Consider the following 23,563-nt stretch of genomic DNA (forward strand, 5'->3'; position numbering starts at 1 on the left):
GAGACAACATGCAATACACCCACGAACACCTCGAAATCCAGAAAACCCTCAAGCGCTACATCGACGAGCACATCAACCCGCATGTGGACGAGTGGGAGGCGGCCGAGATTTTCCCCGCGCATGAAGTCTTCAAGGGCCTGGGCAAGCTGGGCCTGCTGGGCCTGTGCAAGCCCGAGGAACATGGCGGCATGGGGCTGGACTATTCGTATTCCATGCTCATGGCCGAGACGCTGGGCTTCATCGACTGCGGCGGCGTGCCCATGGCCATTGGCGTGCAGACCGACATGGCCACGCCCGCGCTCGCGCGCTTTGGCAGCGAGGAACTGAAGCGCGAATTCCTCGCGCCGTCCATTGCGGGCGACATGGTCGGCTGCATTGGCGTGAGCGAGCCCGGCGCGGGCAGCGACGTGGCCGGCATCAAGAGCGTGGCGCGCAAGGACGGCGACGACTACGTCATCAGCGGCCAGAAGATGTGGATCACCAACAGCTTGCAGGCCGACTGGATGTGCATGCTGGTCAACACCGGCGAAGGGCCGGTGCACAAGAACAAGAGCCTGGTGATGGTGCCCGTGCGCGAGAACGGCAAGCTGCGCAAGGGCATCGAGGTGGCGCAGAAGATCCGCAAGATCGGCATGCACAGCAGCGACACCGGGCTGATCTACTTTGACGAGGTGCGCGTGCCGCAGCGCAACCGCATCGGCGCCGAGGGCCAGGGCTTCATCTACCAGATGCAGCAGTTCCAGGAAGAGCGGCTGTGGTGCGCGGCCAGCACGCTGCAAAGCCTGACCAACTGCATCGAATGGACGATCGACTGGGCCCAGCAGCGCAAGCTGTTTGGCGCCACGCTGGCCGACCAGCAGTGGGTGCAGTTCAAGCTGGCCGAGCTCAAGACCGAGGTGGAGAGCCTGCGTGCGCTGACCTACCGCGCCTGCGAGCTCTATGTGGGCGGCCAGGACGTGCTGGAACTGGCCAGCATGGCCAAGCTCAAGGCGGGCCGCCTGAACCGCCTCGTGCCCGACACCTGCCTGCAGTTCTGGGGCGGCATGGGTTTCACGCTGGAGAACAAGGTCTCGCGCATGTACCGCGACGGCCGGCTCGCCTCCATCGGTGGCGGCGCGGACGAAGTGATGCTGGGCATCCTGTCCAAGATCATGGGCATCGCAAAAAGGCCGGTGGCATGACGAAAGCCGTTCAGGCTGAGCCTGTCGAAGCCCTTCGACCAGCTCAGGGCGAACGGCGCGTGTTTCATCGCCTGCTGGTTGCCAACCGCGGCGAGATCGCGCGCCGCATCATCCGCACGGCGCACGCCATGGGCATCAGCACCGTGGCCGTGTATTCCGATGCCGATGCCCAGGCCCTGCATGTGCGCGAGGCCACGCTGGCCCACGCGCTGGGCGGCAATGCCTCGGCCGACACCTATTTGCGCATCGACAAGCTGCTGGCCGCGGCTGCGGCCACCGGCGCCGACGCCGTGCACCCGGGCTACGGCTTCCTCAGCGAGAACGCCGACTTTGCCCAGGCCGTGATCGACGCGGGCCTGACCTGGGTCGGCCCGCCGCCGCAGGCCATCCGCCAGCTGGGCAGCAAGAGCGCGGCCAAGGCCATTGCAGTGGCGCAGGGCGTACCCTGCCTGCCGGGCTACCACGGCGCCGACCAGTCCGATGCGCGGCTGGCGGCCGAGGCGCAGCAGATCGGCCTGCCGCTGATGGTCAAGGCCGTGGCGGGCGGCGGCGGGCGCGGCATGCGGCTGGTGACCGACATGGTGCAGTTCGCGCCTGCCGTGCAAAGCGCGCGCAGCGAGGCGCTGTCGGCCTTTGGCTCGGGCGATCTGCTGCTGGAGCGCGCGCTGCTGAGCCCGCGCCATGTGGAGGTGCAGGTGTTTGCCGACGCGCACGGCCACTGCATCCACCTGGGCGAGCGCGACTGCTCGGTGCAGCGGCGCCACCAGAAACTGATCGAGGAAACCCCCAGCCCGGCCGTGACGCCCGCGCTGCGCGACCAGATGGGCGCCTGCGCCGTGGCGCTGGCGCAGGCCGCGGGTTATGTGGGCGCGGGCACGGTGGAGTTTCTGGTGGATGGTTCTGAGTTCTTCCTCATGGAGATGAACACCCGGCTGCAGGTGGAACACCCGGTGACCGAGATGGTGACCGGGCTGGACCTGGTCGAGTGGCAGATCCGCGTGGCGCGGGGCGAGCCCCTGCCGCTGACGCAGGCGCAGGTTCAGTTCCGCGGCCACGCCATCGAGGTGCGGCTGTGCGCCGAGGACGAAGACTTCACGCCCCACGCCGGGCCGGTGCGGCACTTTCGCGAGCCCGGGAGCATCCGCTTTGACCATGCGCTGGCCCAGGGCCAGCAGGTGTCGCCGCATTACGACTCCATGCTGGGCAAGCTCATCGCGCATGCGGCCACGCGCGACGAGGCCATCGACCAGCTGGCAGGCGCGCTGGACCGGCTGCAGCTGCTGGGCCTGCCCACCAACCGCGCCTTTCTGGCGGCCTGTCTGCGCCACGAGAGCTTTCGCGCCGGCCAGGCGCTGATCCCGTTTCTGGCGCAGCAGGGCGGGGCGATCCGTGAATTGCTATTGAAAGAAGAGCAGAAAGTGGCCGCCCCGTCTGGACTCCAGGCCATTTTGGCTTGCAACGCAGGCCCTGGGGCCCGGCCGGGCACGCTGGCCTGCCCGTTCCCGCGGCCGGTGCGCCTGCGCCATCGCGGCCAGTTGCAGGACCTGGCCTGGACGGCCGGGATGCCGCAGGCGGGCGCCGTGGCAGCGGTGCGGGTGGACGCGCGGCGCTGGCATGTGCAGGCCGGCGCCACCGATTTTTTTGTCGAGGACGCGTCGTTCGATCCGCCCTCGGGCGCCGGCGGCGCCACCGCGGCCAACGAACTGCGCGCGCCGTTCAATGGCAAGGTGGTGGCCGTTCCGGCGCAGGCCGGTGCCGCGGTGGCGCAGGGCGAGGTGCTGGTGGTGGTGGAGTCCATGAAGCTCGAGCATTCGCTGGCGGCCACGCGGGCCGGCGTGGTCGAGGCCGTGGCGGTGGCGCCCGGCCAGCAGGTGGCGCCGGGCCAGGTGCTGGTGAGGCTCGCGCCATGACGCCGGCCGCCACCGAGCTGGCGCAGGACGCCGCGGCGCTGTACGAGCTCGCACGGCGCTTTGCCGAGAAGGAAATCGCCCCCCACATCAACGACTGGGACGAGGCGCAGACCTTTCCGCGCGCGCTGTACGCCCGGGCCGCCGAACTGGGCCTGCTGGGCCTGGGCTACCCCGAGGCGTTGGGCGGCACGCCCGCGCCCCATGCGCTGCGCAACGCGCTCACGCTGGCGCTGGCGCGCTACAGCGGCAGTGGCGGCCTGATGGCCAGCCTGTTCTCGCACAACATCGGCCTGCCGCCGGTGCTGCGCCATGGCTCGCAGGCGCTGCAGCACCGGGTGATCCCGCCCGTGCTGCGCGGTGAGCAGATCGCCGCGCTGGCCATCACCGAGCCCGGCGGCGGCTCGGACGTGGCGGCCCTGCGCACCACGGCGCGGCGCGAGGGCGGCGACTGGGTGATCGACGGCGAGAAGGTGTTCATCACCTCGGGCATGCGCGCGGACTGGATCACGGTGGCCGTGCGCACCGGCGAGGCCGGCAGCAAAGGCTCGGCGGGCGTGTCGATGCTGGTGGTGCCGGGCGACGTGCCCGGCCTGCACCGCACCGAGCTGAAGAAGATGGGCTGGTGGTGCTCCGACACGGCCCACCTGCGCTTTGACGGCGTGCGGGTGCCGGCGGACCATCTGCTGGGCGAGGAGGGCGGGGGCTTTCGCATCATCATGACCAACTTCAATGGCGAGCGGCTGGCCATGTCGGTCATGGCGCTGGGCTTTGCCCAGGCCTGCTACGACGAGGCGCTGGACTGGGCGCGCCAGCGCAAGACCTTTGGCGCGGCGCTGGTCGAGCGCCAGGTGATCCGCCACAAGCTGGTGGACATGCAGATGCGCATCAGCGCCACGCAGGCCTGGGTGGACGCCGTGACGGCGCGCGCCGACGCCGGCGATGAAAGCGCCGACTGGGTGGCCCAGGTTTGCATGCTCAAGAACCAGGCCACCCAGACCATGCAGTTCTGCGCCGACCAGGCCGTGCAGATGCTGGGCGCCATGGGCTTCATGCGCGGCACGCGCAGCGAGCGCATCTACCGCGAGGTCAAGGTGATGATGATCGGCGGTGGCGCCGAGGAAATCATGAAGGAGCTGGCGGCGCGCCAGCTCGGGCTGTGACAATCCGCGCATGAACAAGACCGCTGCCGCCGCCCCCCCGTTCGAGCCCGAGTTCGTGGCGGCCCTCAAGACCATGTTTGAGGAAAAGATCGTCTTCAACCAGGTGCTGGGCCTCAGGATCAAGAGCATCAAGCCCGAGCGCGTGACCGGGCGCCTGGCCATGAAGCCCGAGCTCATTGGCCACTATGCGCACCAGCGGTTGCACGGCGGCGTGATCAGCGCCTGCCTGGACGCGATGGCCGGCCTGGCCATCATGGCGGCCATCGGCGCTCGCCACATGGACGAAACCCCTCAGCAGCGGCTGCAGCGCTTTGCCAGGCTGGGCACGATCGACCTGCGGGTCGACTACCTGCGTCCGGGCATTGGCGAGCATTTTGACCTGCGCGCCGAGGTCATGCGCCTGGGCTCGCGCGTGGCCAGCACGCGCATGGAGTTTCTGGCCGCTGATGGCGAACTGGTCGCCACGGGCTCGGCCGCCTACATCGTGTCCTGAACAAAAAAGCCGCCCCGGGGGGCGGCTGGTGGCGGGGGTGCAAGGCTGGTTCAGCGGATGTAGTCGCTCACGACCTTCCACTTGCCGTCGGTGATCTGCGACAGGCGCGAGGCGTCGTTGCCCAGGCGCTTCTTGGGGCCGAAGGTGGCCTCGGGGCTGCCAAAGATGTCCTTGGGGATCACCATGGTGTCCATGGCCTTGATGAAGCTCTCGGTGGTGAGGTTCTTGCCGGTCTTGGCGGCGGCGGCGGCAAAGGCATCGATCGCGTTGTAGCCATAGACCGAAAACACCGTGGGGTCTTCGTTGAACTTGGTCTTGTACTTGTTCGCCCAGAAGCGGATCGGCTGCGAGGCCTCGTCCAGGTAGGGGTGCTGGGCCGTGTGGGTTGCATACAGGCCGTTCATGGCCGGGCCGCCGAGCTTGTGGATCAGGTCGGTGTAGGACGCGCTGGAGCCGATGAAGGTGGGGCTGTAGCCCAGCTTGCGCGCCGTGCCGATGGCACCGATGGTTTCGCGGATGATGGTGCCCAGCACCACAAAGTCGCAACCGCCGGCCTGCATCTTCTGCACCTGCGACGAGAAGTCGGTGGCGCCGCGCTTGTAGCTGGTTTTTTCGGCGAATTCCATGCCGATGCTCTTCAGGCCGGCCTCGGCGCCGCGCTCCACTTCCAGGCCGAACTCGTCGTCCTGGTACATGGTGCAGACCTTCTTGGCGCCCTTTTCCTTGACCAGCTTGGGCACGGCCGTGCGCATCTGGTCGTAGTAGGTGGCGGCAAACGAGTACTTCAGGCGGTGGAAGGGCTCGTACATCTCGCGCGCCGCGGTGACGGGGAAGAAGTTGATGACGTTCTTCTCGAACTGCACCGGCATGGCGGCCAGGTTCTGCGCCGTGCCGATGTGGCCGATCATCGCGAAAATCTTGTCCTGGTTGACCAGCTTCTGCGCGGCCAGCACGGCCTTCTTGGGGTCGTAGGCGGAGTCCTCGACGATCAGGTTGACCTTGCGCCCGCCAATGCCGCCCTGCTCGTTGAGCTCGTCCACGCGCAGCAGCATGCCCAGCCGCACCTGCTTGCCGAAGCCCGCGATGGGCCCCGAAAGGTCCTGGATGGAGCCGAGGGTGATCTCGTTCTTGCTCACGCCCTGGTTGGAGTTCTGGGCCAGGGCCAGGCTGGCACTGAGCGCCATCAGGGCCAGGACGGCGGGGGTCTTCATCTGCATTGCTTGTCTCCTGTGAAGGGGTGTTTTGACACGGCCTCATTCTTGCCCGGCCCGCCGGCCTGTCAAGCTGGCGTATTCACTTAGAGAGAGGCCGCCAGCCCGCCACCGCCCCGGCCACAAAAAAGCCGCCCCGAAGGGCGGCCCGTTGTGGTGCATCGGCGGGGATCACTGGTCCTTGAAGAACTCGGACTCGATCAGCCACTTGCCGTTCTTCTTGAGCACGGGCTTCAGGCCGCTGAAGGCCACGTAGTCAGACACGACCTTCCAGCGGCCGTCCTGGATCTGCGACAGGCGCGAGAACTGGTTGCCCAAGCGCTTGGTGGGCGTGAAGGTCAGCTCCGCCGTGCCGAACATGTCGCGGTTGAACGTCATGTTGTCCATGGTCTTGATGAAGCTCTCGGTCGTCAGGTTGGGGCCGGTCTTGAAGACCACGCGGATGAAGGCGTCCATGTTGCCGTAGCCATAGACCGAGAACACCGACGGGTCCTCGTTGAAGCGGGTCTTGTACTTGGCGGCCCAGAAGCGCACCGGCTGCTCGGCGGCGTCCAGGTAGGGGTGGGCCGCGGTCATGGTGGAGTACAGCCCGTCCATGAGCTTGCCGCCCAGCTTGGGGATCAGGTCGGTGTAGACCGCGCTGGAGCCCACGAAGATCGGCGAGAAGCCGGTCTTGCGCGACTCGGCGATGGTGCCCACGGTCTCGCGGATCACGGTGCCCAGCACCACCATCTCGCAGCCCGCGGCCTTCATCTTGGCGACCTGCGACGAAAAGTCGGTGGCGCCGCGCTTGTACGAGGTCTTTTCGGTGAACTCCATGCCCAGCGTCTTCAGGCCGGCCTCGGCGCCGCGCATCACTTCCAGGCCGAAGTCGTCGTCCTGGTAAATGATGCAGGGGTGCTTGATGTTGCGGTCCTTGGCCAGCCGGGGCGCGGCAATGCGCATCTGGTCGTAGTAGGTGGCCGCATTGGCGAACTTGAGCCGGTCATAGGGCTCGTACATTTCGCGCGCGGCCGTGATGGGGAAGAAGTTGATCACGTTCTTCTCGAACTGCACGGGCATGGCCGCAAGGTTGGGCGCCGTGCCCAGGTGGCCCACCATGGCGAAGATGCCATCGCGGTTGACCAGCTTCTGCGCGCCCAGCACGGCCTTGCGCGGGTCGTAGCCGTCGTCCTCGACGATCAGCCGCAGCTTGCGCCCGGCGATGCCACCCATTTCATTGGCCTCGTCCACGCGCATCTGCATGCCGTTGCGGATGGCCTTGCCGTAGCCGGCCAGCGGGCCCGACAGGTCCTGCATGGTGCCGATCACGATCTCGTTCTTGCTCACCCCCTGGGTGGCATTCTGGGCAGTGGCCAGACCGGTGCTGAGCACCAGCGTGGCGAGAAGGGCTAGTTTGGGTTGCATGGTTGTCTCCAGGTGGTTTTTTAGGACTAACGGGCTAAAGCCAGTCGGATTCTTGTCCCGCTTGCAATTGGTTGCATTCACCTAGGTGACTCGACCCCATGAAAAAGGCCGCCCGCGGGCGGCCTGTTGTCACGCGGGCGACGCCGCGCTTCAGGGTTAACGATACATGGCCTCGATCTGGGGCGCGTATTTCTGCTGCACCAGCTTGCGCTTGAGCTTCATGGTGGGGGTGAGCTCTTCGTCTTCGGCGCTGAGCTGGGTTTCAAGCAGGAAGAATTTCTTGATCTGCTCCACGCGCGCGAACTTCTTGTTGACCCGGTCGATCTCGGCCTGGATCAGGGCCTGCACCTGCGGCGCGCGCGTCAGGCTCGCGTAGTTGCTGAAGGGCACGTCGTTGTCCTGCGCGTATTTCTCGACGTTTTCCTGGTCGATCATGATGATCACCGTGAGGTAGGGCAGCTTGTCGCCGATCACCACCGCGTCGGTGATGTAGGGGCTGAACTTGAGTTCGTTTTCCAGTTCGCTGGGCGTGATGTTCTTGCCGCCGGCCGTGATGATGATGTCCTTCATGCGGTCGGTGATGCGGAAGTAGCCGTCCTCGTCCATCAGGCCCACGTCGCCGGTGTGCAGCCAGCCGTCGGCGTCGATGGTCTCGGCGGTCTTTTCGGGCTGGTTGAGGTAGCCCATGAACACATTGGGGCCGCGCACGCGGATCTCGCCGGTGTCGGGGTCGATCCTGACTTCGTTGTAACCGGCGGCCGGGCCGATGGAGCCGGGCTTGATGCGGTTGGCCGGCACGCCCGTGGCCGCGCCGCAGGTCTCGGTCATGCCCCAGACCTCGAGCATGGGCACGCCCAGCGCCAGGTACCACTTGACCAGCTCGGGCGAGATCGGCGCGGCGCCCGTGACGCAAAAGCGCGCCCGGTGGATGCCGATGAGCTTGCGCACATTGTTCAGGGCCAGCCAGCGCGCCAGCGTGAACTTGAACTTGAGCAGCCCGTCCACGGGCTGGCCCGCCAGCACCCGGTCGGCGATCTGCGTGCCCACGCCAATGGCCCAGCCGTAGGCCGCCTGCTGCAGCGGGCTGGCTTCCTTGAGCGTGATCATCACGCCGGAGTAAAACTTTTCCCACACGCGCGGCACGGCCGTGAACACCGTGGGCGCGATCTCGCGCACGTTCTCGGGCACGGTTTCGGGGTTCTCGACAAAGTTGAGGATGGAGCCCGTGTACATCGCGAAATACTCGCCGCCCAGCCGCTCGGCAATGTGGCACAGCGGCAGGAAGCACATGCGCTCGTCGGTGTCGTCCTGCGCCACCAGCGTGTTGTAGCCGCGCACGGTGTAGACCAGGCCCGCGTGGCTGTGCATCGCGCCCTTGGGCTTGCCCGTGGTGCCCGAGGTGTAGACCAGGATGGCCAGGTCGCCCGGCTTGCAGGCCTTGACGCGGCGCATCAGGTCGTCGCCCTGGCGCACGTTGTAGTCGCGGCCCAGCTCGCGCAGCGCCTTGAGGCTGATCACGCCGGGGTCGTCGAGTTCGCGCAGGCCCTCCATGTCGAACACCACGATCTTGCGCAGGCCCGGCAGCTGCTCGCGCACCTCCAGGGCCTTGTCCAGCTGCTCGTCGTCCTCCACGAACAGGATGGTGGTGCGCGAGTCCTCGCACAGGTAGTGCACCTGCGAGGCCGCGTCGGTGGGGTAGATGCCGTTGGCCACGCCGCCGGCGCTGAGCACGGCCAGGTCGGCCAGCACCCATTCAATGACGGTGTTGGACAGGATGGACGCGCATTCGCCGGGCGCAAAGCCCAGGCTCATGAGGCCGCCCGCGATCTCGCGCACGGCCTCGCCGGTCTGCTGCCAGGTCCAGCTGCGCCAGATGCCCAGCTTCTTCTGGCGCATCCAGACCTGCGGGCCGCGCTTGTCGACCGCGTTCCAGAACATCGCGGGAATGGTGTCACCGTCCATGGCCACCGCGGTGGCCGGCTGGATGTGGGAAAGGTCCCAGAGGTTGCTCATCGTCCTGTGTCCTTCAGCGCCAGTTCTTTTTCTTTTTCCAGCGGCGCTCGCCGCGCACGCCTTCTTCCTTCATGCCCAGGTAGAACTCCTTGATGTCTTCCTTCTCGCGCAGGCGGGCACAGGTGTCTTCCATGACGATGCGGCCGTTCTCCAGCACATAGCCGTAGTCGGACGCGTTGAGCGCCATGTTGGCGTTCTGCTCGACCAGCAGGATGGTGGTGCCGCGCTCGCGGTTGATGCGCACCACGATCTCGAAGATTTCCTTGGTGAGCTTGGGTGACAGGCCCAGGCTGGGCTCGTCCAGCAGGATCAGGTCGGGCGCGGCCATCAGCGCGCGGCTGATGGCCAGCATCTGCTGCTGGCCACCGGACAGCAGGCCGGCGTCCTGCGCGGCGCGCTCCTTCAGGATGGGGAAGTAGCCATAGACGGCCTCGATGTCGCGCAGCACGCCGTCGCGGTCGCGCCGGGTGTAGGCGCCCATCATGAGGTTGTCGCGCACGCTGAGCAGCGGGAACACCTCGCGCCCCTCGGGCACATGGCTCAGGCCCTGCTGCACGATGTGGGCCGGGTCCTGGGCCGTGATGGACTCGCCCTTGAACTCGATCGAGCCCTTGCGCGGGTCGATGATGCCCGAGATGGTCTTGAGGATGGTGGACTTGCCCGCGCCGTTGGAGCCCAGCACGGTGGCGATCTCGCCACGGCGCACCTGCAGGCTCACGCCGCGGATGGCCTTGATCGGGCCGTAGGCGCTCTCGACGTTCAGCAACCTGAGCACGGGCTGGTCGCTCACGGCCGGAGGGGTCTCGCTCATGCGGCCTCCCTGCGCAGGGAGGACACATCGTCGACCGAGCCCAGGTAGGCCTCGATCACGCCCGGGTCGTTCTGCACCTCGCGCGGCGTTCCGGTGGCCAGCACCTCGCCCTGGTTCATGGCCAGCACGCGGTCCGACACCTTGGACACCAGCGACATGTCGTGCTCGACCATCAGCACGGTGATGCCCAGTTCGTGCTTGATGTCCTGGATCCAGAAGGCCATGTCGTCGGTTTCCTCCACGTTCAGGCCCGACGACGGCTCGTCGAGCAGCAGCAGCCTGGGTTCGGTGCACAGCGCGCGGGCCAGCTCCACCACCTTGCGCACGCCGTAGGGCAGGCCGGCCACCATCGAGTCCCGGTGGTGCTGCAGGTCCAGCAGGTCAATGATTTCCTCGACCTTCTCGCGCGCCTCGATCTCGGCCTGCCGCACCTTGGCGGTGAAGAACATCTCGCTGAACAACCCGCTCTTGTGGTGGGTGTGGCGCCCGATCAGCAGGTTGTGCAGCACGGTGGCGTGCTCGAACAGCTCGATGTTCTGGAAGGTGCGCGCAATGCCCAGCGAGGCGATCCTGTGCGCGGGCTGGGCGGTCAGCGGCTGGCCCAGGTAGTCAATGGTGCCGGCGGTGGGGGTGTAGATGCGGCTGATCAGGTTGAACACCGTGGTCTTGCCCGCGCCATTGGGGCCGATCAGCGTGAACACCTCGCCGGGGCGCACGTCAAAGCTCACGTCGTTGACGGCCAGCACGCCGCCAAAGCGCACGCTGAGGTTTTTGGCCGAGAGGAGGAGGTCGGTCATGCAATATGTCCAGACGTGCGTGGGTTTGCGGGGGCGCCGCAGGCGCTTCGGGGGTGGTTCATTTCAGCCGGTCCGATTTCTGGAAGGACTTCTGCCGCTTGAACAGGCCCTTGCGGTAGAACGGAAACAGCTGGAACCAGGTGCGCACCTTGAGCCAGCGCCCATACATGCCCAGCGGCTCGAACAGCACAAAGGCGATCAGCACCCCGCCATACACCACCGACTGCAGGCCGGGCGCCTGGCCAATGGTGTCGGGCAGGTAGCCCTTGCTGAGGTTGATGAGCTGGGGCATGGAGATCAGGAAGATGGCGCCCAGAAAGGCCCCGTGCACCGAGCCCAGGCCGCCGATCACCACCATCAGCAGCAGGTCGATCGACTGCAGGATGTTGAACTGGTCGGGCGAGATGAACCGCAGCTTGTGCGCATACAGCGCCCCGCCAATGCCGGCCAGCGCCGCCGACAGCGCGAACGACAGCGTCTTGTAGCGCGCCAGGTGGATGCCCATGCTTTGCGCCGAGATCTCGGAGTCGCGGATGGCCACGAAGGCCCGGCCCGTGGGCGAGCGCAGCAGGTTCAGGATGGCCAGCGTGGAGATCACCGCGATCACCAGGCAGATGAAATAGAAGCCCTCGCCCGAGTCCACCTTCCAGCCGAACAGGTTGGGGTGCTTGACCTGAATGCCCGAGTTGCCGCCGGTGACCGACTCCCAGCGCGCCAGAACTTCCTCGACGATGAAGCCGAACGACAGCGTGGCAATGCCCAGGTAGATGCCCTTGACGCGCAGCGCGGGCAGGCCCACCACCACGCCCACGGCCGCTGACAGCGTGCCGGCCAGCGCCAGCGCAATAGGGAACGGCACGCCCATGTTGGTGAACACCGCCTGGGTGTAGGCACCCACCCCGAGGAAGGCCGCGTGGCCGATGGAAAACAGGCCGGTGAAGCCCGCCAGCAGCATCAGGCCCAGGCCCACGATGCCGTAGATCAGGATGAAGGTGAGCTGCGCCAGCCAGTACTCGGCAAACAGCCAGGGCGCAGCGACCAGCAGCACCATGAGCGCGCTGTACCAGAAGACATGGCCGCCGTGCTTGGCCAGCTTGACGTCCTGGCCGTAATCGGTTCTGAAAATAAAACGCATCAGACTTTCTTCCGCAGCTTCTCGCCGAACAGGCCGTTGGGCTTGACCATGAGCATGACCAGCACCACGATGTAGGCGGCTGTGTCCTTGAAGCCGTCAGGCAGGTAGAAGCCCGACAGCGATTCGACCAGGCCGATGATCAGGCCGCCCACGATGGCGCCCGGCAGGCTGCCAAAGCCCCCCACCACCGCCGCCGGGAAGGCCTTCAGGCCAATGAAGCCCATGTTGGCGTGCACGAAGGTGATGGGCGCCAGCAGCAGGCCCGCCACCGCGGCCACCGCGGCCGCCAGGCCCCAGACCAGGCCATTGAGCCGCTTGACCGGAATGCCCATGTAGTAGGCCGCGAGCTGGTTCTGGGACGAGGCCTGCATGGCCACGCCGACCTTGCTGTACTTGAACGCCGCGAACAGCAGGGCGCACAGGCCGGCCGTGGCCGCGATGATCACCAGCTGTTCGGCGTTGAGCACCAGCGAGCCGATGCCGTTGGCGTCGCCGCCGAACTTCCAGATCATGTCCTTGTAGGGCACGGGCAGGGTGTGGGTTTCGGTGCCGATGCCCGGGATCATGGTGATCAGCCCGCGTGCCACGTAGCCGATGCCGATGGTCAGCATGACGATGGAGAACGCCGGCTGGCCCAGGATGGGCCGGATCACGATGCGCTCCAGCAGCACGCCGAACAGGGCCATGGCCGCGATCGCGCTGATCACGGCCAGCCAGTACGGAAAGCCCATGAAGGTCATGGAGGCCAGGCCGCCGAATGCGCCCAGCATCATGAGTTCGCCCTGGGCGAAGCTCACGGTTTCGGTCGCCTTGTAGATGAGCACGAAGCCCAGCGCGATCAGCCCGTAGATGCATCCTTGCGAGACGCCGCTGATCACCAGTTGGAGGATTTGCACCGTGTCTCCTGAATGTCGGGTGTCTTGTTGCAGTCGCTCGGTTATATCTGCACGGTCTGTATCGCAGTACAGGGTTGTTCCGAATACGGTGTCGCCTTGGGATCAGGGCTAATCGGCGCATGAGTGATGCAGTCCAGGTAAGCCGGCAGGGCGAGGTCACGGTGGTGACACTGAACCGCCCCGATGTGCGCAACGCGGTGGACAGCGACACCGCGCGTGCGCTGCATGCGGCGTTTGTGGCGTTTGAGGCCGATGCCTCGGCGCGCGTGGCGGTGTTCCATGGCGCGCACGGGCATTTCTGCGCGGGCTGGGACCTGCAGTTTGGCGCGCGCATGGCGGCGCAGGGGCAGGGTGGCGTGCTGGCCGATCTGGACTTCAACGCGGCCGACGCGCAGCCGCCGGGGCCCATGGGCCCGTCACGCCTGCATTTGTCCAAACCGGTGGTGGCGGCCGTGAGCGGCGCGGCCGTGGCCGGCGGCATGGAGCTGGCGCTGTGGTGCGACCTGCGCGTGATGGAAGAAGACGCCTACTTCGGCGTGTACTGCCGCCGCTTTGGCGTGCCGCTGATCGACGGCGGCACGGTGCGCCTGCCGCGCCTGATTGGCATGGGCCACGCCATGGACCTGATCCTCACCGGCCGCAAGGTGGAAGCGCCCGAGGCCCTGGCCATGGGCCTGGCCAACCGTGTGGTGCCCAGCGGCCAGGCGCTGCAGGGCGCGCTGGCGCTGGCACGCCAGCTGGCGGGATTTCCGCAGAAGACCATGAACGCCGACCGCGCCAGCGCCTACGCGCAGTGGGACCTGCCGTTGGCCCAGGCGCTGCACCAGGAATGGGAGCGCGGCAAGCACTGCATTGCCGAGGGCCTGCAGGGCGCGGGCCGGTTTGCCGCCGGCGAGGGCCGGCATGGCAAGTTTTAAGCCAAAAGTGGCTGGAGTCCAGGCGGGGCGGCCACTGTGTGCTACAAAATAAGTAGCAATCTCACTTTTTGAGAATCGGCCGGGGCTTGCCCGAATCGTCAATCGCCACATAGGTCAATGACGCCTCGGTCACCTTCACATACTGGCCCTGGGCGCGAAAGCGCTCGGCAAACACTTCCACCTGCACGGTGATCGAGGTGTTGCCGATGCGCGTGACCTCGGCAAAAAAGCTCAGGATGTCGCCCACGCGCACCGGCTGCTTGAAGACGAACTGGTTGACCGCCACGGTGGCCATGCGGCCGTCCACATGGCGCGCGGGCACCACGGAGCCGGCCAGGTCAACCTGGGCCATGACCCAGCCGCCAAAGATGTCGCCATTGGCATTGCAGTCCGCCGGCATGGGAATGACCTTGAGTACCAGTTCGCGGTCGGAGGGCAAAGCCGCCGCGCGGGCGCTTGAATCTGCGGACATGGGCACAATCTCTGAGTCGATAACACCCACGATTGTCCCCCATGCGCCGCTTCGGCGAACTGTCTGCCTCAGCCCCCACGCCCCCGTCCGCCGCTGGCGCCACCCCCGTGGCGCCGGTCCGCTCTGACTGGGCCACGCTGCGCCGGCTGTTCCCCTACCTGTGGCAGTACAAGCGGCGGGTGCTGTTGGCGCTGCTGTTCATGCTGGGCGCCAAGGGCGCCAATGTCAGCGTGCCGCTGCTGCTCAAGAACCTGATCGACAGCATGAGCTTCAAGCCCGGCGACCCGGCCGCCGTGCTGGTGGTGCCGGCCGGCCTGCTGGTGGCCTACGGGCTGCTGCGCCTGAGCACCTCGCTGTTCACCGAATTGCGTGAACTGGTGTTTTCCAAGGCCACGCAGGGCACCTCGCGCCAGATCGCGCTGCAGACCTTCGAGCACCTGCACGCCCTGAGCCTGCGCTTTCACCTGGACCGCCAGACCGGCGGCATGACGCGCGACATCGAGCGCGGAGTGCGCGGCATCGAGTCGCTCATTTCCTATTCGCTGTACAGCATCGTGCCCACGCTGATCGAGGTGGCGCTGGTGCTGGGCATCCTGGCGGTCAAGTTCGATGTCTGGTTTGCCGGTATCACGGTCTGCGCGCTGGCGGTGTACATCGTGTTCACGGTCACGGTGACCGAGTGGCGCACCAAGTACCGCAAGCAGGCCAACGAGTTTGATTCGGCGGCGCACACCAAGGCGGTGGATTCGCTGCTCAATTACGAAACCGTCAAGTACTTCAACAACGAAGCCTTCGAGGCCCGCCGCTATGACGAGAGCCTGGACCGCTACCGCAAGTCGCGGCTGAAGGCGCAGACCTCGCTGTCGCTGCTGAACACCGGCCAGCAGCTGATCATTGCCGTGGGCCTGGTGACCATGCTGTGGCGCGCCACCCAGGGCGTGGTCAGCGGCCACATGACGCTGGGCGACCTGGTCATGGTCAACGCCTTCATGATCCAGCTGTACATTCCGCTGAATTTTCTGGGCGTGCTGTACCGCGAGATCAAGCAGAGCCTGACCGACCTGGACAAGATGTTCGTGCTCATGGAAAAGGAGCGCGAAATCGCCGATGCGCCAGGCGCGCAGCCGCTTCAGGGCCTGGACCAGCCCGTGGTGCGGTTCGAGAACGTGACCTTTGCCTACGAGCCCGCGCGTGTGATCCTGCACGATGTGAGCTTTGAAATCCCCGCGGGCAAGACGGTGGCCGTGGTCGGCCCGTCGGGCTCGGGCAAGTCCACGCTGGCGCGGCTGCTGTACCGCTTCTATGACGTGGGCATTCCGGGCAACCCCGCGGTGGCGGGCGGCCGCATCACGGTGGCGGGGCAGGACATCCGCAGCGTCACCCAGGCCAGCGTGCGCCAGGCCGTGGGCATCGTGCCGCAGGACACGGTGCTGTTCAATGACACGGTGGAATACAACATCGCCTATGGCCGCCCCGGCGCCAGCCGCGAAGAGGTCGAGGCGGCCGCGCGCGCCGCGCGCATCCACGGCTTCATCGAGTCCACGCCCAGGGGCTACCAGACCATGGTGGGCGAGCGCGGGCTCAAGCTCTCGGGTGGCGAGAAGCAGCGCGTGGCCATTGCCCGCACGCTGCTCAAGAACCCGCCCATCGTGATCTTTGACGAGGCCACCTCGGCGCTGGACAGTGCCAACGAGCGCGCCATCCAGGCCGAGCTGCAGACCACCGCGCGCAACAAGACGGCGCTGGTCATCGCGCACCGGCTGTCCACCGTGGTGGACGCGCACGAGATCCTGGTGCTGGAGGCCGGCCGCATTGTCGAGCGCGGCACGCACGACGCGCTGCTGATGCGCGGCGGGCGCTACGCCGAGATGTGGGCCCTGCAGCGCTCCAGCGAGCGAAATGAGGACGAAATCACCCTGTAGTCCTTGCCAGACGGGCACAATCTGCTATCAGAATCAGAGCAAGCCTGGGTCAACCTTCAAGGGGGTTTTCATGCGCAATCCGTCCTGGTACTCGCGTTTCGCCAAAGCCGCTTCCCACTTCTGCGGGCGCCCCCGGGTGTTCACGCTGGCGGTGGCGCTGATCGGGGTCTGGCTGGTCACGGGGCCGCTGTTCGGCTTCAGCGACACCTGGCAGCTGGTCATCAACACCGGCACCACCATCATCACCTTCCTCATGGTGTTCCTGATCCAGAACACCCAGAACCGCGACACCGAGGCGATCCAGGTCAAGCTCGACGAGCTGATCCGCGCGACGCGCGGCGCGCATAACGCGCTGCTCGATCTGGAAGAGCTGGAAGAAGACCAGCTCGACGCCTTTCGCGCCCGATACCAGGCGCTGGCCGGGGCCGCGCGCGCCGAGCTGGGCCGTGGCAGCCAGGACACCGGCACCCCCGAAGCCTGAGCCCGGGCGCGGCCTGCGCGGGTTTTCCCGGCGCGCCGGGGTGGGTGTTTCCCGGGGAGGGCGGTGCGGGCCCACACCCATAATCGCGCCATGGAAACCAAATGGCTTGAAGATTTCGTCAGCCTGGCCGAGACCCGCAGTTTCAGCCGCTCGGCACAGTTGCGGCACGTGACGCAGCCTGCGTTCTCGCGGCGCATCCAGGCGCTGGAGGCCTGGGCCGGCACCGATCTGGTGGACCGCAGCTCCTACCCGACGCGCCTGACCCCGGCCGGTGAGACGCTGTATGCGCAGTCGCTGGAGATGCTGCAGGCGCTGCAAAGCACGCGGGCCATGCTGCGAGGCCATTCCACGGCGGGCAAGGACGTGATCGAGTTCGCGGTGCCGCACACGCTGGCCTTCACCTTCTTTCCGGCCTGGGTGTCGAACCTGCGCGAGAAGTTCGGCCCGATCAAGAGCCGGCTGATTGCGCTGAACGTGCACGACGCGGTGATGCGCCTGGTCGAGGGCGGCTGCGACCTGCTGATCGCCTACCACCATGCGTCTCAGCCGTTCCAGCTCGACGCCGACCGCTACGAGATGGTCACGCTGGGCCAGGAAGTGCTGGCGCCTTACGTCAAGCCGGGCGCCGATGGCGAGCCGATCTACAAGCTGCCGGGCCGCGCCGGCCACCCGCTGCCCTATCTGGGCTATGCGCCGGGCGCCTACCTGGGCCGCGTGACCGACCTGATCCTCAAGCAGTCCAGCACGGCGATCCATCTGGACCGGGTCTACGAAACCGACATGGCCGAAGGCCTGAAGGTCATGGCGCTGGAGGGCCATGGCGTGGCCTTCCTGCCGTACAGCGCGGTCAAGAAGGAACTGCGCGGGCGCAAGCTGGTGAGCGCCGCACCCGCCGGCATGGCGGGTCTGGAGATGACCATGGACGTGCGCGCGTATAGGGAGAAACCCGTAGGCAAAGAGGTGCCCAAGGGCCCCGCGCAGGCGCTTTGGACCTATCTGGCGGCCCAAAATGCACCAAAATGAGTTGTTTTCATCAACTATAAATTTCTTGCATAACGCCCCGCGCATTCAGCATTGGCCTTTCAAAAAGGAGACATCTACAGTTCGCGCCATCGCAAAAACGGCTGTAACCAAATGTCTGGTGTCTTTCGCGTCGAGCATGATTTCCTGGGGCCAAGGCAGATTCCCGCCAATGCCTACTGGGGCGTCCACACGGCCCGCGCGGTAGAGAATTTCCCGATTTCCGGCACGCCGATCTCGGCCATGCCGGACCTGATCCGGGCCCTGGGCCACGTCAAGAAGGCCGCGGCGCGTGCCAATGCCGAACTGGGCACACTGGACCGCAAGCGGGCCACCGCGATCATGAGCGCCTGTGAAAAGCTGATCGCCGGCCAGCACCACGACCAGTTCGTGGTGGACGTGATCCAGGGCGGCGCCGGCACCTCCACCAACATGAACGCCAACGAGGTGATTGCCAACCTCGCGCTCGAGAAGCTGGGCCTGGAGAAGGGCCGCTACGACGCCCTGCACCCCAACGACCACGTCAATGCCTCGCAGAGCACCAACGATGTCTACCCGACGGCGGTGCGGCTGGCGCTGTGGTCGGGCATTGACCGGCTGCTGGCCGCCATGGCCACGCTGCGCGGCGGGTTCGAGGCCAAGGCCGAGGAATTCAAGGCCGTGCTCAAGATCGGCCGCACCCAGTTGCAGGATGCCGTGCCCATGACGCTGGGCCAGGAGTTCTCCACCTACGCGGTCATGCTCGAGGAAGACGAGGCCCGGCTGCGGGAGGCCCGCGCGCTGATCCAGGAAATCAACCTGGGCGCCACGGCCATCGGCACGGGCATCAACACGCCGCACGGCTACGCCGAGCTGGCCTGCAGATACCTGGCCGAGGAGAGTGGCATCCCGGTGGTCATGGCCAGCAACCTGATCGAGGCCACCCAGGACACCGGCGCGTTTGTGCAGCTGTCGGGCGTGCTCAAGCGCGTGGCCACCAAGCTCAGCAAGACCTGCAACGACCTGCGCCTGCTGTCCAGCGGCCCGCAGGCCGGCTTTGGCGAGATTCGCCTGCCGCCGCGCCAGGCGGGCTCGTCCATCATGCCCGGCAAGGTCAACCCGGTGATCCCGGAGGTGATGAACCAGGTCGCGTTCGAGGTGATCGGCAACGACATCACCGTGACCATGGCGTCCGAGGCCGGGCAGCTGCAGCTCAACGCCTTCGAGCCCATCATGGGCTGGAGCCTGTTCAAGAGCATCACCCACCTGGGCAATGCCTGCCTCACGCTGCAGGCCCATTGCGTGTCCGGCATCGAGGCCAACCATGAACTGCTGGCGAAACGGGTGCGCGAATCGATCACGCTGGTGACGGCGCTCAACCCCATCATCGGCTACGAGAAGGCGGCGCTGATCGCCAAGACGGCCATCGCCAGCGGCATGCCGGTGGACCAGGTGGCCGAAAACCTGGGCATCCTCACTCGGGCGCAGATCGAGGCGCTGCTGGTGCCTGAAAACCTCACGCAGCCCCTGCGTCCCGCTCCCTGACGGGGAGGCGGGCACAAAGGCTGCTTAGCTCCTGGAAGTTGTCTCAAATGAAAATGAACGCACCACGTTGGGGAATTGCTTTGGCTGTCACGGCCGCCTGCTGGGCCTCGGCGGCCCAGGCGCAGGGCGTGCTGGACCGCGTCAAGGCCGGCGGCAAGCTGGTGATCGCCCACCGCGAATCGTCCGTGCCTTTCTCGTACATCGACCCCGTCTCGCGCCAGCCCATGGGCTACGCGCTGGACCTGTGCCTGAAGGTCGCCGAGGCGGTGGGCAAGAAGGTGGGCGTCAAGAACGTGCCGGTGGAACTGATGCTGGTCACGCCGGCCAACCGCATCGCCATGGTGGAGCAGGGCAAGGCCGACATGGAATGCGGCTCGACCACCAACAATGCCGAACGCCGCCAGAAGGTGGCCTTCACCATTCCCCACTTCATCACCGGCGCGCGGCTGCTGGTGCGCGCCGACAGCAAGGTCGACCGCATTGAAGACCTCATGGGCAAAAAGCTGGTGTCCACCAAGGGCACCACGCCGCTCAAGGCGGCCGACCAGGCCAACCGCGAGCGCCTGATGGGCATCACGATTCTGGAGGCGCCCGACCACGCGCGCGCCGTCGAGATGGTCGAGAAAGGCGAGGCCGATGCCTTCGTGATGGACGACGTGCTGCTGTTCGGACTGGCCGCCAACCGGCCCAACCCCGCCGCCCTCAAGGTGGTGGGCAAGTTCCTCACCACCGAGCCGCTGGCCATCATGCTGCCCAGGGAAGACCCGGCGTTCAAGAAAGTGGTGGACGACGAGATGCGCCGACTGATCGTGAGCCACGAGATCCTGCCCATCTACGACAAGTGGTTTGCCAAGCCCATTCCGCCGAAGAACACGCCGCTGAACCTGCCCGTGAGCTACCTGCTGCGGGACTTCTGGAAATACCCGACTGACCAGGTTCCGTTTTGACGCTCTAATCCTTCCGGGGCAATTGGCCACAGGGTATTCCCGCAAGCCCGCTTCCCTAGAATTTCGTTAGTTCCCTACCCTCAACGCTTCACCACAAGGAGATTCTCATGAAGAAGCATTTGTTGGCTCTCGCCGTCGCAACCATCGCGACCGGCAGCGCCTTTGCCCAGGCCAATGACACGCTGGCCAAAGTCAAGGCCTCCGGCAAGATCGTGATGGGCGTTCGCGAATCGTCCGCTCCGCTGTCCTACACGCTGGGTGACGGCAAGTACGCCGGCTACCACGTCGAACTGTGCGAGCGCATCATCAAGGCGCTGGCCCCCGCCGCCAAGATCGAGTACACGCCCGTGACCTCGGCCAACCGCATTCCGCTGGTGCAAAACGGCACCGTGGACATCGAGTGCGGCTCCACCACCAACAACGCCACGCGCCAGAAGGACGTGAGCTTTGCCTACACCACCTTCGTGACCGAAGTGCGCACGGCCGTCAAGGTGTCCTCGGGCATCAAGTCGATCTCGGAACTGAATGGCAAGAGCCTGGCCACCACCACGGGCACCACGTCCGTGGCGCTGCTGCGCAAGCACGAGCGCGCCAATGGCATCAACTTCAAGGAAGTCTATGGCAAGGACCACGCCGACAGCTTCCTGCTGCTCGAATCGGGCCGCGCTGACGCCTTCGTGATGGATGACAACATCCTGGCCGGCCTGATCGCCTCGTCCAAGTCGCCCAAGGACTACGCCATCGTGGGCGAAACCCTGAACGTCGAACCCATCGCCATCATGGTCCGCAAGGACGACCCGGCCTTCCTGAAGGCCGTGGATGCCCAGATTCAGGGCATGATGAAGACGGGCGAGATCAACAAGCTCTACGACAAGTGGTTCATGAACCCGATCCCGCCCAAGAACACCAGCGTGAACCTGGCCATGGGCAACGTGCTCAAGGAACTGATCAAGTCGCCCAACGACAAGCCCGCTGAAGACTTCAACGCCAAGAAGTAAGCGACGCTGAAAGTCCGGCCCCGCCACCCGATCCCGGGTTGCGGGGCTGTTGTCCATAACAACAAGGAGAAGTCATGAGTCTGGAGTGGCAGATTTTTTGCCTGGACACGATTGACCGGGAGAAGGTGGCTGGATGTTTTGGCTCGGGCCGGACCCAGACTTACCTCGACTGGCTGCTGTCCGCCTGGGTCCAAACCATCGAGGTGTCGCTGCTGTCGCTGGCGGTCGCCCTGATCATCGGATCGCTGATCGGCACCATACGCACGCTGCCCGACAGTCCCTGGCTGGTGCGCTTCGGCAATTTCTGGGTGGAGCTGTTCCGCAACATCCCCCTGCTGGTCCAGATCTTTCTCTGGTACCACGTGATCCCGGTGCTGTTCCCGGCCTTTGCCCACACGCCCAAGCTCGTGCTGGTGGTGTTCGGGCTCGGCTTCTTCACCTCGGCGCGCATCGCCGAGCAGGTGCGCGCGGGCATCCAGGCCCTGCCCAAGGGGCAGCGCTACGCCGGCATGGCGCTGGGTTTCACCACGTTCCAGTACTACCGCTATGTGCTCCTGCCCATGGCGTTTCGCATCATCATTCCCCCGCTGACCAGCGAGAGCATGAACATCTTCAAGAACTCGTCGGTGGCCTTTGCCGTGTCCATCACCGAGCTGACCTTCTTCGCGCAGCAGGCCGGGGAAGAAACCTCGCGCGGCGTCGAGATCTACCTGGGGGTGACCATCCTGTACATCATCTCGGCCTTCACCATCAACCGGATCATGACCTTCGTCGAGAAGCGCGTGCGCGTTCCGGGCTTTGTCGCCTCCACCGGCGGCGGGGGACACTGACATGGGTGAACTCGACTTTTCCTTCTTCACGCTGGAAGTTTTCCGCAGCTATGTGCTCAAGGGCCTGTACTTCAGCGTCACGCTGACGGCCGTGGCCACCCTGGGCGGCATCCTGTTCGGCACGCTGCTGGCCCTGATGCGCCTGTCGGGCATCAAGGCGCTGGAACTGCCGGCCGTGATCTACGTCAACGGCATGCGCTCCATCCCGCTGCTGATGGTGCTGCTGTGGTTCTTCCTGCTGGTGCCGCTGCTCATCGGGCGGTCCATCGGCGCCGAGCTGTCGGCCGTGATCACCTTCATTGCCTTCGAGGCGGCCTATTTCAGCGAGATCATGCGCGCGGGCATCCAGTCGATCCCGCGCGGCCAGGTCTTCGCCGGCCAGGCGCTTGGCATGACCTACGGGCAGAACATGAAGCTGGTGATCCTGCCGCAGGCGTTTCGCAACATGCTGCCCATCCTGCTGACGCAGACCATCATCCTGTTCCAGGACACCTCGCTGGTCTACATCATCACGGCCCATGACATGCTGCACGGCTTCTCGATTGCCGGTGCCAACCTGAGCCACACGCGCGAGGCCTACATCCTGGCGGCCGTCGCCTATTTCATGATCTGCTACGCGCTGTCCTACATGGTCAAGATGCTGCAGAAGAAGATTGCCATCATCCGCTGAACAAGTCCCTGGAGTACGCAAACATGATTGAAATCAACAACGTTTCGAAGTGGTATGGCCCGGTGCAGGTCTTGAACGACTGCAACGTCAAGATCAACAAGGGCGATGTGGTGGTGGTGTGCGGGCCGTCGGGCTCGGGCAAGTCCACGCTGATCAAGACCGTCAACGGCCTGGAGCCCATCCAGAAGGGCGAGATCTTCGTGGACGGCATTGGCCTGCACGACCCCAAGACCGACCTGCCCAAGCTGCGCAGCCGCGTGGGCATGGTGTTCCAGCACTTCGAGCTGTTCCCCCACCTGAGCGTGACCGAGAACCTGACCATCGCCCAGATCAAGGTGCTGGGGCGCAGCGCCGATGAAGCCAGGACCCGCGGGCTCAAGATGCTGGACCGCGTGGGCCTGATGGCGCACAAGGACAAGTTCCCCGGCCAGCTCTCGGGTGGCCAGCAGCAGCGCGTGGCGATTGCCCGGGCGCTGTCCATGGACCCGATCGTCATGCTGTTCGACGAGCCCACCTCGGCGCTCGACCCTGAAATGGTGGGCGAGGTGCTGGACGTGATGGTCAAGCTCGCCAAGGAAGGCATGACCATGATGGTGGTCACGCACGAAATGGGCTTTGCCCGCAAGGTGGCCAGCCGCGTGATCTTCATCGATGTGGGTGGCCGCATCCTGGAAGACTGCTCGACCGACGAGTTTTTCGGCCACCCCGAGAACCGCCAGCCGCGCACCAAGGATTTCCTGGACAAGATCCTGGGGCATTAGGACGCCC

22 protein-coding genes are annotated in these 23,563 nt (G+C 65.8%); 14 read left to right on the forward strand and 8 right to left on the reverse strand.

The window, feature by feature from the left end:
* The first annotated feature begins 8 nt into the window (after positions 1 to 8).
* Genes KF796_06960 through KF796_06975 form a run of 4 tightly spaced genes read left to right on the forward strand, consistent with a single transcriptional unit; the run spans position 9 to position 4,744 of the window.
* Complete coding sequence (locus KF796_06960) at positions 9 to 1,181, forward strand: acyl-CoA dehydrogenase family protein (protein MBX3586367.1); 1,173 nt, start codon at positions 9 to 11, stop codon at positions 1,179 to 1,181.
* Complete coding sequence (locus KF796_06965; protein MBX3586368.1) at positions 1,178 to 3,091, forward strand: carbamoyl-phosphate synthase large subunit; 1,914 nt, start codon at positions 1,178 to 1,180, stop codon at positions 3,089 to 3,091. The genes KF796_06960 and KF796_06965 overlap by 4 nt, the downstream gene beginning before the upstream one ends.
* Positions 3,088 to 4,251 (forward strand): acyl-CoA dehydrogenase family protein, encoded by a 1,164-nt coding sequence (locus KF796_06970; GenBank protein ID MBX3586369.1) that lies wholly within the window; start codon positions 3,088 to 3,090, stop codon positions 4,249 to 4,251. Before KF796_06965 ends, KF796_06970 begins: the two co-directional genes overlap by 4 nt.
* 10 nt (positions 4,252 to 4,261) lie before the next feature.
* Complete coding sequence (locus KF796_06975; protein MBX3586370.1) at positions 4,262 to 4,744, forward strand: thioesterase family protein; 483 nt, start codon at positions 4,262 to 4,264, stop codon at positions 4,742 to 4,744.
* Positions 4,745 to 4,794: 50 nt separating this feature from the next.
* On the opposite strand, the gene KF796_06980 is transcribed toward KF796_06975, so the two are convergent.
* From KF796_06980 to KF796_07010, 7 genes are all read right to left on the reverse strand, one after another.
* Positions 4,795 to 5,961: an ABC transporter substrate-binding protein gene (locus tag KF796_06980; protein ID MBX3586371.1), complete on the reverse strand. Its 1,167-nt coding sequence runs from the start codon at positions 5,959 to 5,961 to the stop codon at positions 4,795 to 4,797.
* A 165-nt stretch (positions 5,962 to 6,126) separates the two neighbouring features.
* Positions 6,127 to 7,362, reverse strand: a complete 1,236-nt coding sequence (locus KF796_06985) for an ABC transporter substrate-binding protein (GenBank protein MBX3586372.1) — start codon at positions 7,360 to 7,362, stop codon at positions 6,127 to 6,129.
* Positions 7,363 to 7,518: 156 nt separating this feature from the next.
* On the reverse strand, positions 7,519 to 9,375 hold the full coding sequence (locus KF796_06990) for a long-chain fatty acid--CoA ligase (protein ID MBX3586373.1): 1,857 nt from the start codon (positions 9,373 to 9,375) through the stop codon (positions 7,519 to 7,521).
* A gap of 13 nt (positions 9,376 to 9,388) precedes the next feature.
* A complete protein-coding gene (locus KF796_06995) occupies positions 9,389 to 10,186 on the reverse strand; it encodes an ABC transporter ATP-binding protein (GenBank protein ID MBX3586374.1) in 798 nt (265 codons plus the stop codon).
* Positions 10,183 to 10,983 (reverse strand): ABC transporter ATP-binding protein, encoded by an 801-nt coding sequence (locus KF796_07000; protein ID MBX3586375.1) that lies wholly within the window; start codon positions 10,981 to 10,983, stop codon positions 10,183 to 10,185. Before KF796_07000 ends, KF796_06995 begins: the two co-directional genes overlap by 4 nt.
* A 58-nt stretch (positions 10,984 to 11,041) precedes the next feature.
* Entirely contained in the window at positions 11,042 to 12,118 is a 1,077-nt protein-coding gene (locus tag KF796_07005; GenBank protein MBX3586376.1) for a branched-chain amino acid ABC transporter permease, read from the reverse strand.
* Complete coding sequence (locus KF796_07010) at positions 12,118 to 13,014, reverse strand: branched-chain amino acid ABC transporter permease (GenBank protein ID MBX3586377.1); 897 nt, start codon at positions 13,012 to 13,014, stop codon at positions 12,118 to 12,120. The genes KF796_07005 and KF796_07010 overlap by 1 nt, the downstream gene beginning before the upstream one ends.
* Positions 13,015 to 13,133: 119 nt before the next feature.
* Here KF796_07010 and KF796_07015 point away from each other — a divergent pair, with 119 nt between their 5' ends.
* Positions 13,134 to 13,931: a crotonase/enoyl-CoA hydratase family protein gene (locus KF796_07015; protein MBX3586378.1), complete on the forward strand. Its 798-nt coding sequence runs from the start codon at positions 13,134 to 13,136 to the stop codon at positions 13,929 to 13,931.
* Positions 13,932 to 13,992: 61 nt separating this feature from the next.
* Here the strand turns inward: KF796_07015 and KF796_07020 are convergent, their stop codons facing one another.
* The gene (locus tag KF796_07020; GenBank protein MBX3586379.1) at positions 13,993 to 14,403 is read right to left on the reverse strand and encodes an acyl-CoA thioesterase; all 411 of its coding nucleotides are present in this window, start codon (positions 14,401 to 14,403) and stop codon (positions 13,993 to 13,995) included.
* 41 nt (positions 14,404 to 14,444) lie between these two features.
* Here KF796_07020 and KF796_07025 point away from each other — a divergent pair, with 41 nt between their 5' ends.
* The 9 genes from KF796_07025 (at position 14,445) to KF796_07065 (ending at position 23,556) form a co-directional block, all read left to right on the forward strand.
* On the forward strand, positions 14,445 to 16,325 hold the full coding sequence (locus KF796_07025) for an ABC transporter ATP-binding protein/permease (protein MBX3586380.1): 1,881 nt from the start codon (positions 14,445 to 14,447) through the stop codon (positions 16,323 to 16,325).
* Positions 16,326 to 16,395: 70 nt separating this feature from the next.
* A complete protein-coding gene (locus KF796_07030; GenBank protein ID MBX3586381.1) occupies positions 16,396 to 16,806 on the forward strand; it encodes a low affinity iron permease family protein in 411 nt (136 codons plus the stop codon).
* Between the two features lie 90 nt (positions 16,807 to 16,896).
* Positions 16,897 to 17,829, forward strand: a complete 933-nt coding sequence (locus tag KF796_07035) for a LysR family transcriptional regulator (protein MBX3586382.1) — start codon at positions 16,897 to 16,899, stop codon at positions 17,827 to 17,829.
* Between the two features lie 111 nt (positions 17,830 to 17,940).
* Entirely contained in the window at positions 17,941 to 19,350 is a 1,410-nt protein-coding gene (aspA, locus tag KF796_07040; GenBank protein MBX3586383.1) for an aspartate ammonia-lyase, read from the forward strand.
* Between the two features lie 53 nt (positions 19,351 to 19,403).
* Positions 19,404 to 20,297, forward strand: coding sequence for an amino acid ABC transporter substrate-binding protein (locus tag KF796_07045; protein ID MBX3586384.1), 894 nt, complete (start codon positions 19,404 to 19,406; stop codon positions 20,295 to 20,297).
* A 107-nt stretch (positions 20,298 to 20,404) separates the two neighbouring features.
* Positions 20,405 to 21,295: an amino acid ABC transporter substrate-binding protein gene (locus tag KF796_07050; GenBank protein MBX3586385.1), complete on the forward strand. Its 891-nt coding sequence runs from the start codon at positions 20,405 to 20,407 to the stop codon at positions 21,293 to 21,295.
* Between the two features lie 74 nt (positions 21,296 to 21,369).
* A complete protein-coding gene (locus KF796_07055) occupies positions 21,370 to 22,125 on the forward strand; it encodes an amino acid ABC transporter permease (GenBank protein MBX3586386.1) in 756 nt (251 codons plus the stop codon).
* 1 nt (position 22,126) lies between these two features.
* The gene (locus KF796_07060; GenBank protein ID MBX3586387.1) at positions 22,127 to 22,795 is read left to right on the forward strand and encodes an amino acid ABC transporter permease; all 669 of its coding nucleotides are present in this window, start codon (positions 22,127 to 22,129) and stop codon (positions 22,793 to 22,795) included.
* 23 nt (positions 22,796 to 22,818) lie between these two features.
* Positions 22,819 to 23,556 carry an amino acid ABC transporter ATP-binding protein gene (locus KF796_07065; protein ID MBX3586388.1) on the forward strand — a complete coding sequence of 246 codons (738 nt, stop codon included), beginning with the start codon at positions 22,819 to 22,821 and terminating at the stop codon, positions 23,554 to 23,556.
* The last annotated feature ends 7 nt before the right edge of the window (positions 23,557 to 23,563 follow it).

It is taken from the genome of Ramlibacter sp. (assembly GCA_019635435.1).
Classification (GTDB): domain Bacteria; phylum Pseudomonadota; class Gammaproteobacteria; order Burkholderiales; family Burkholderiaceae_C; genus JAHBZM01.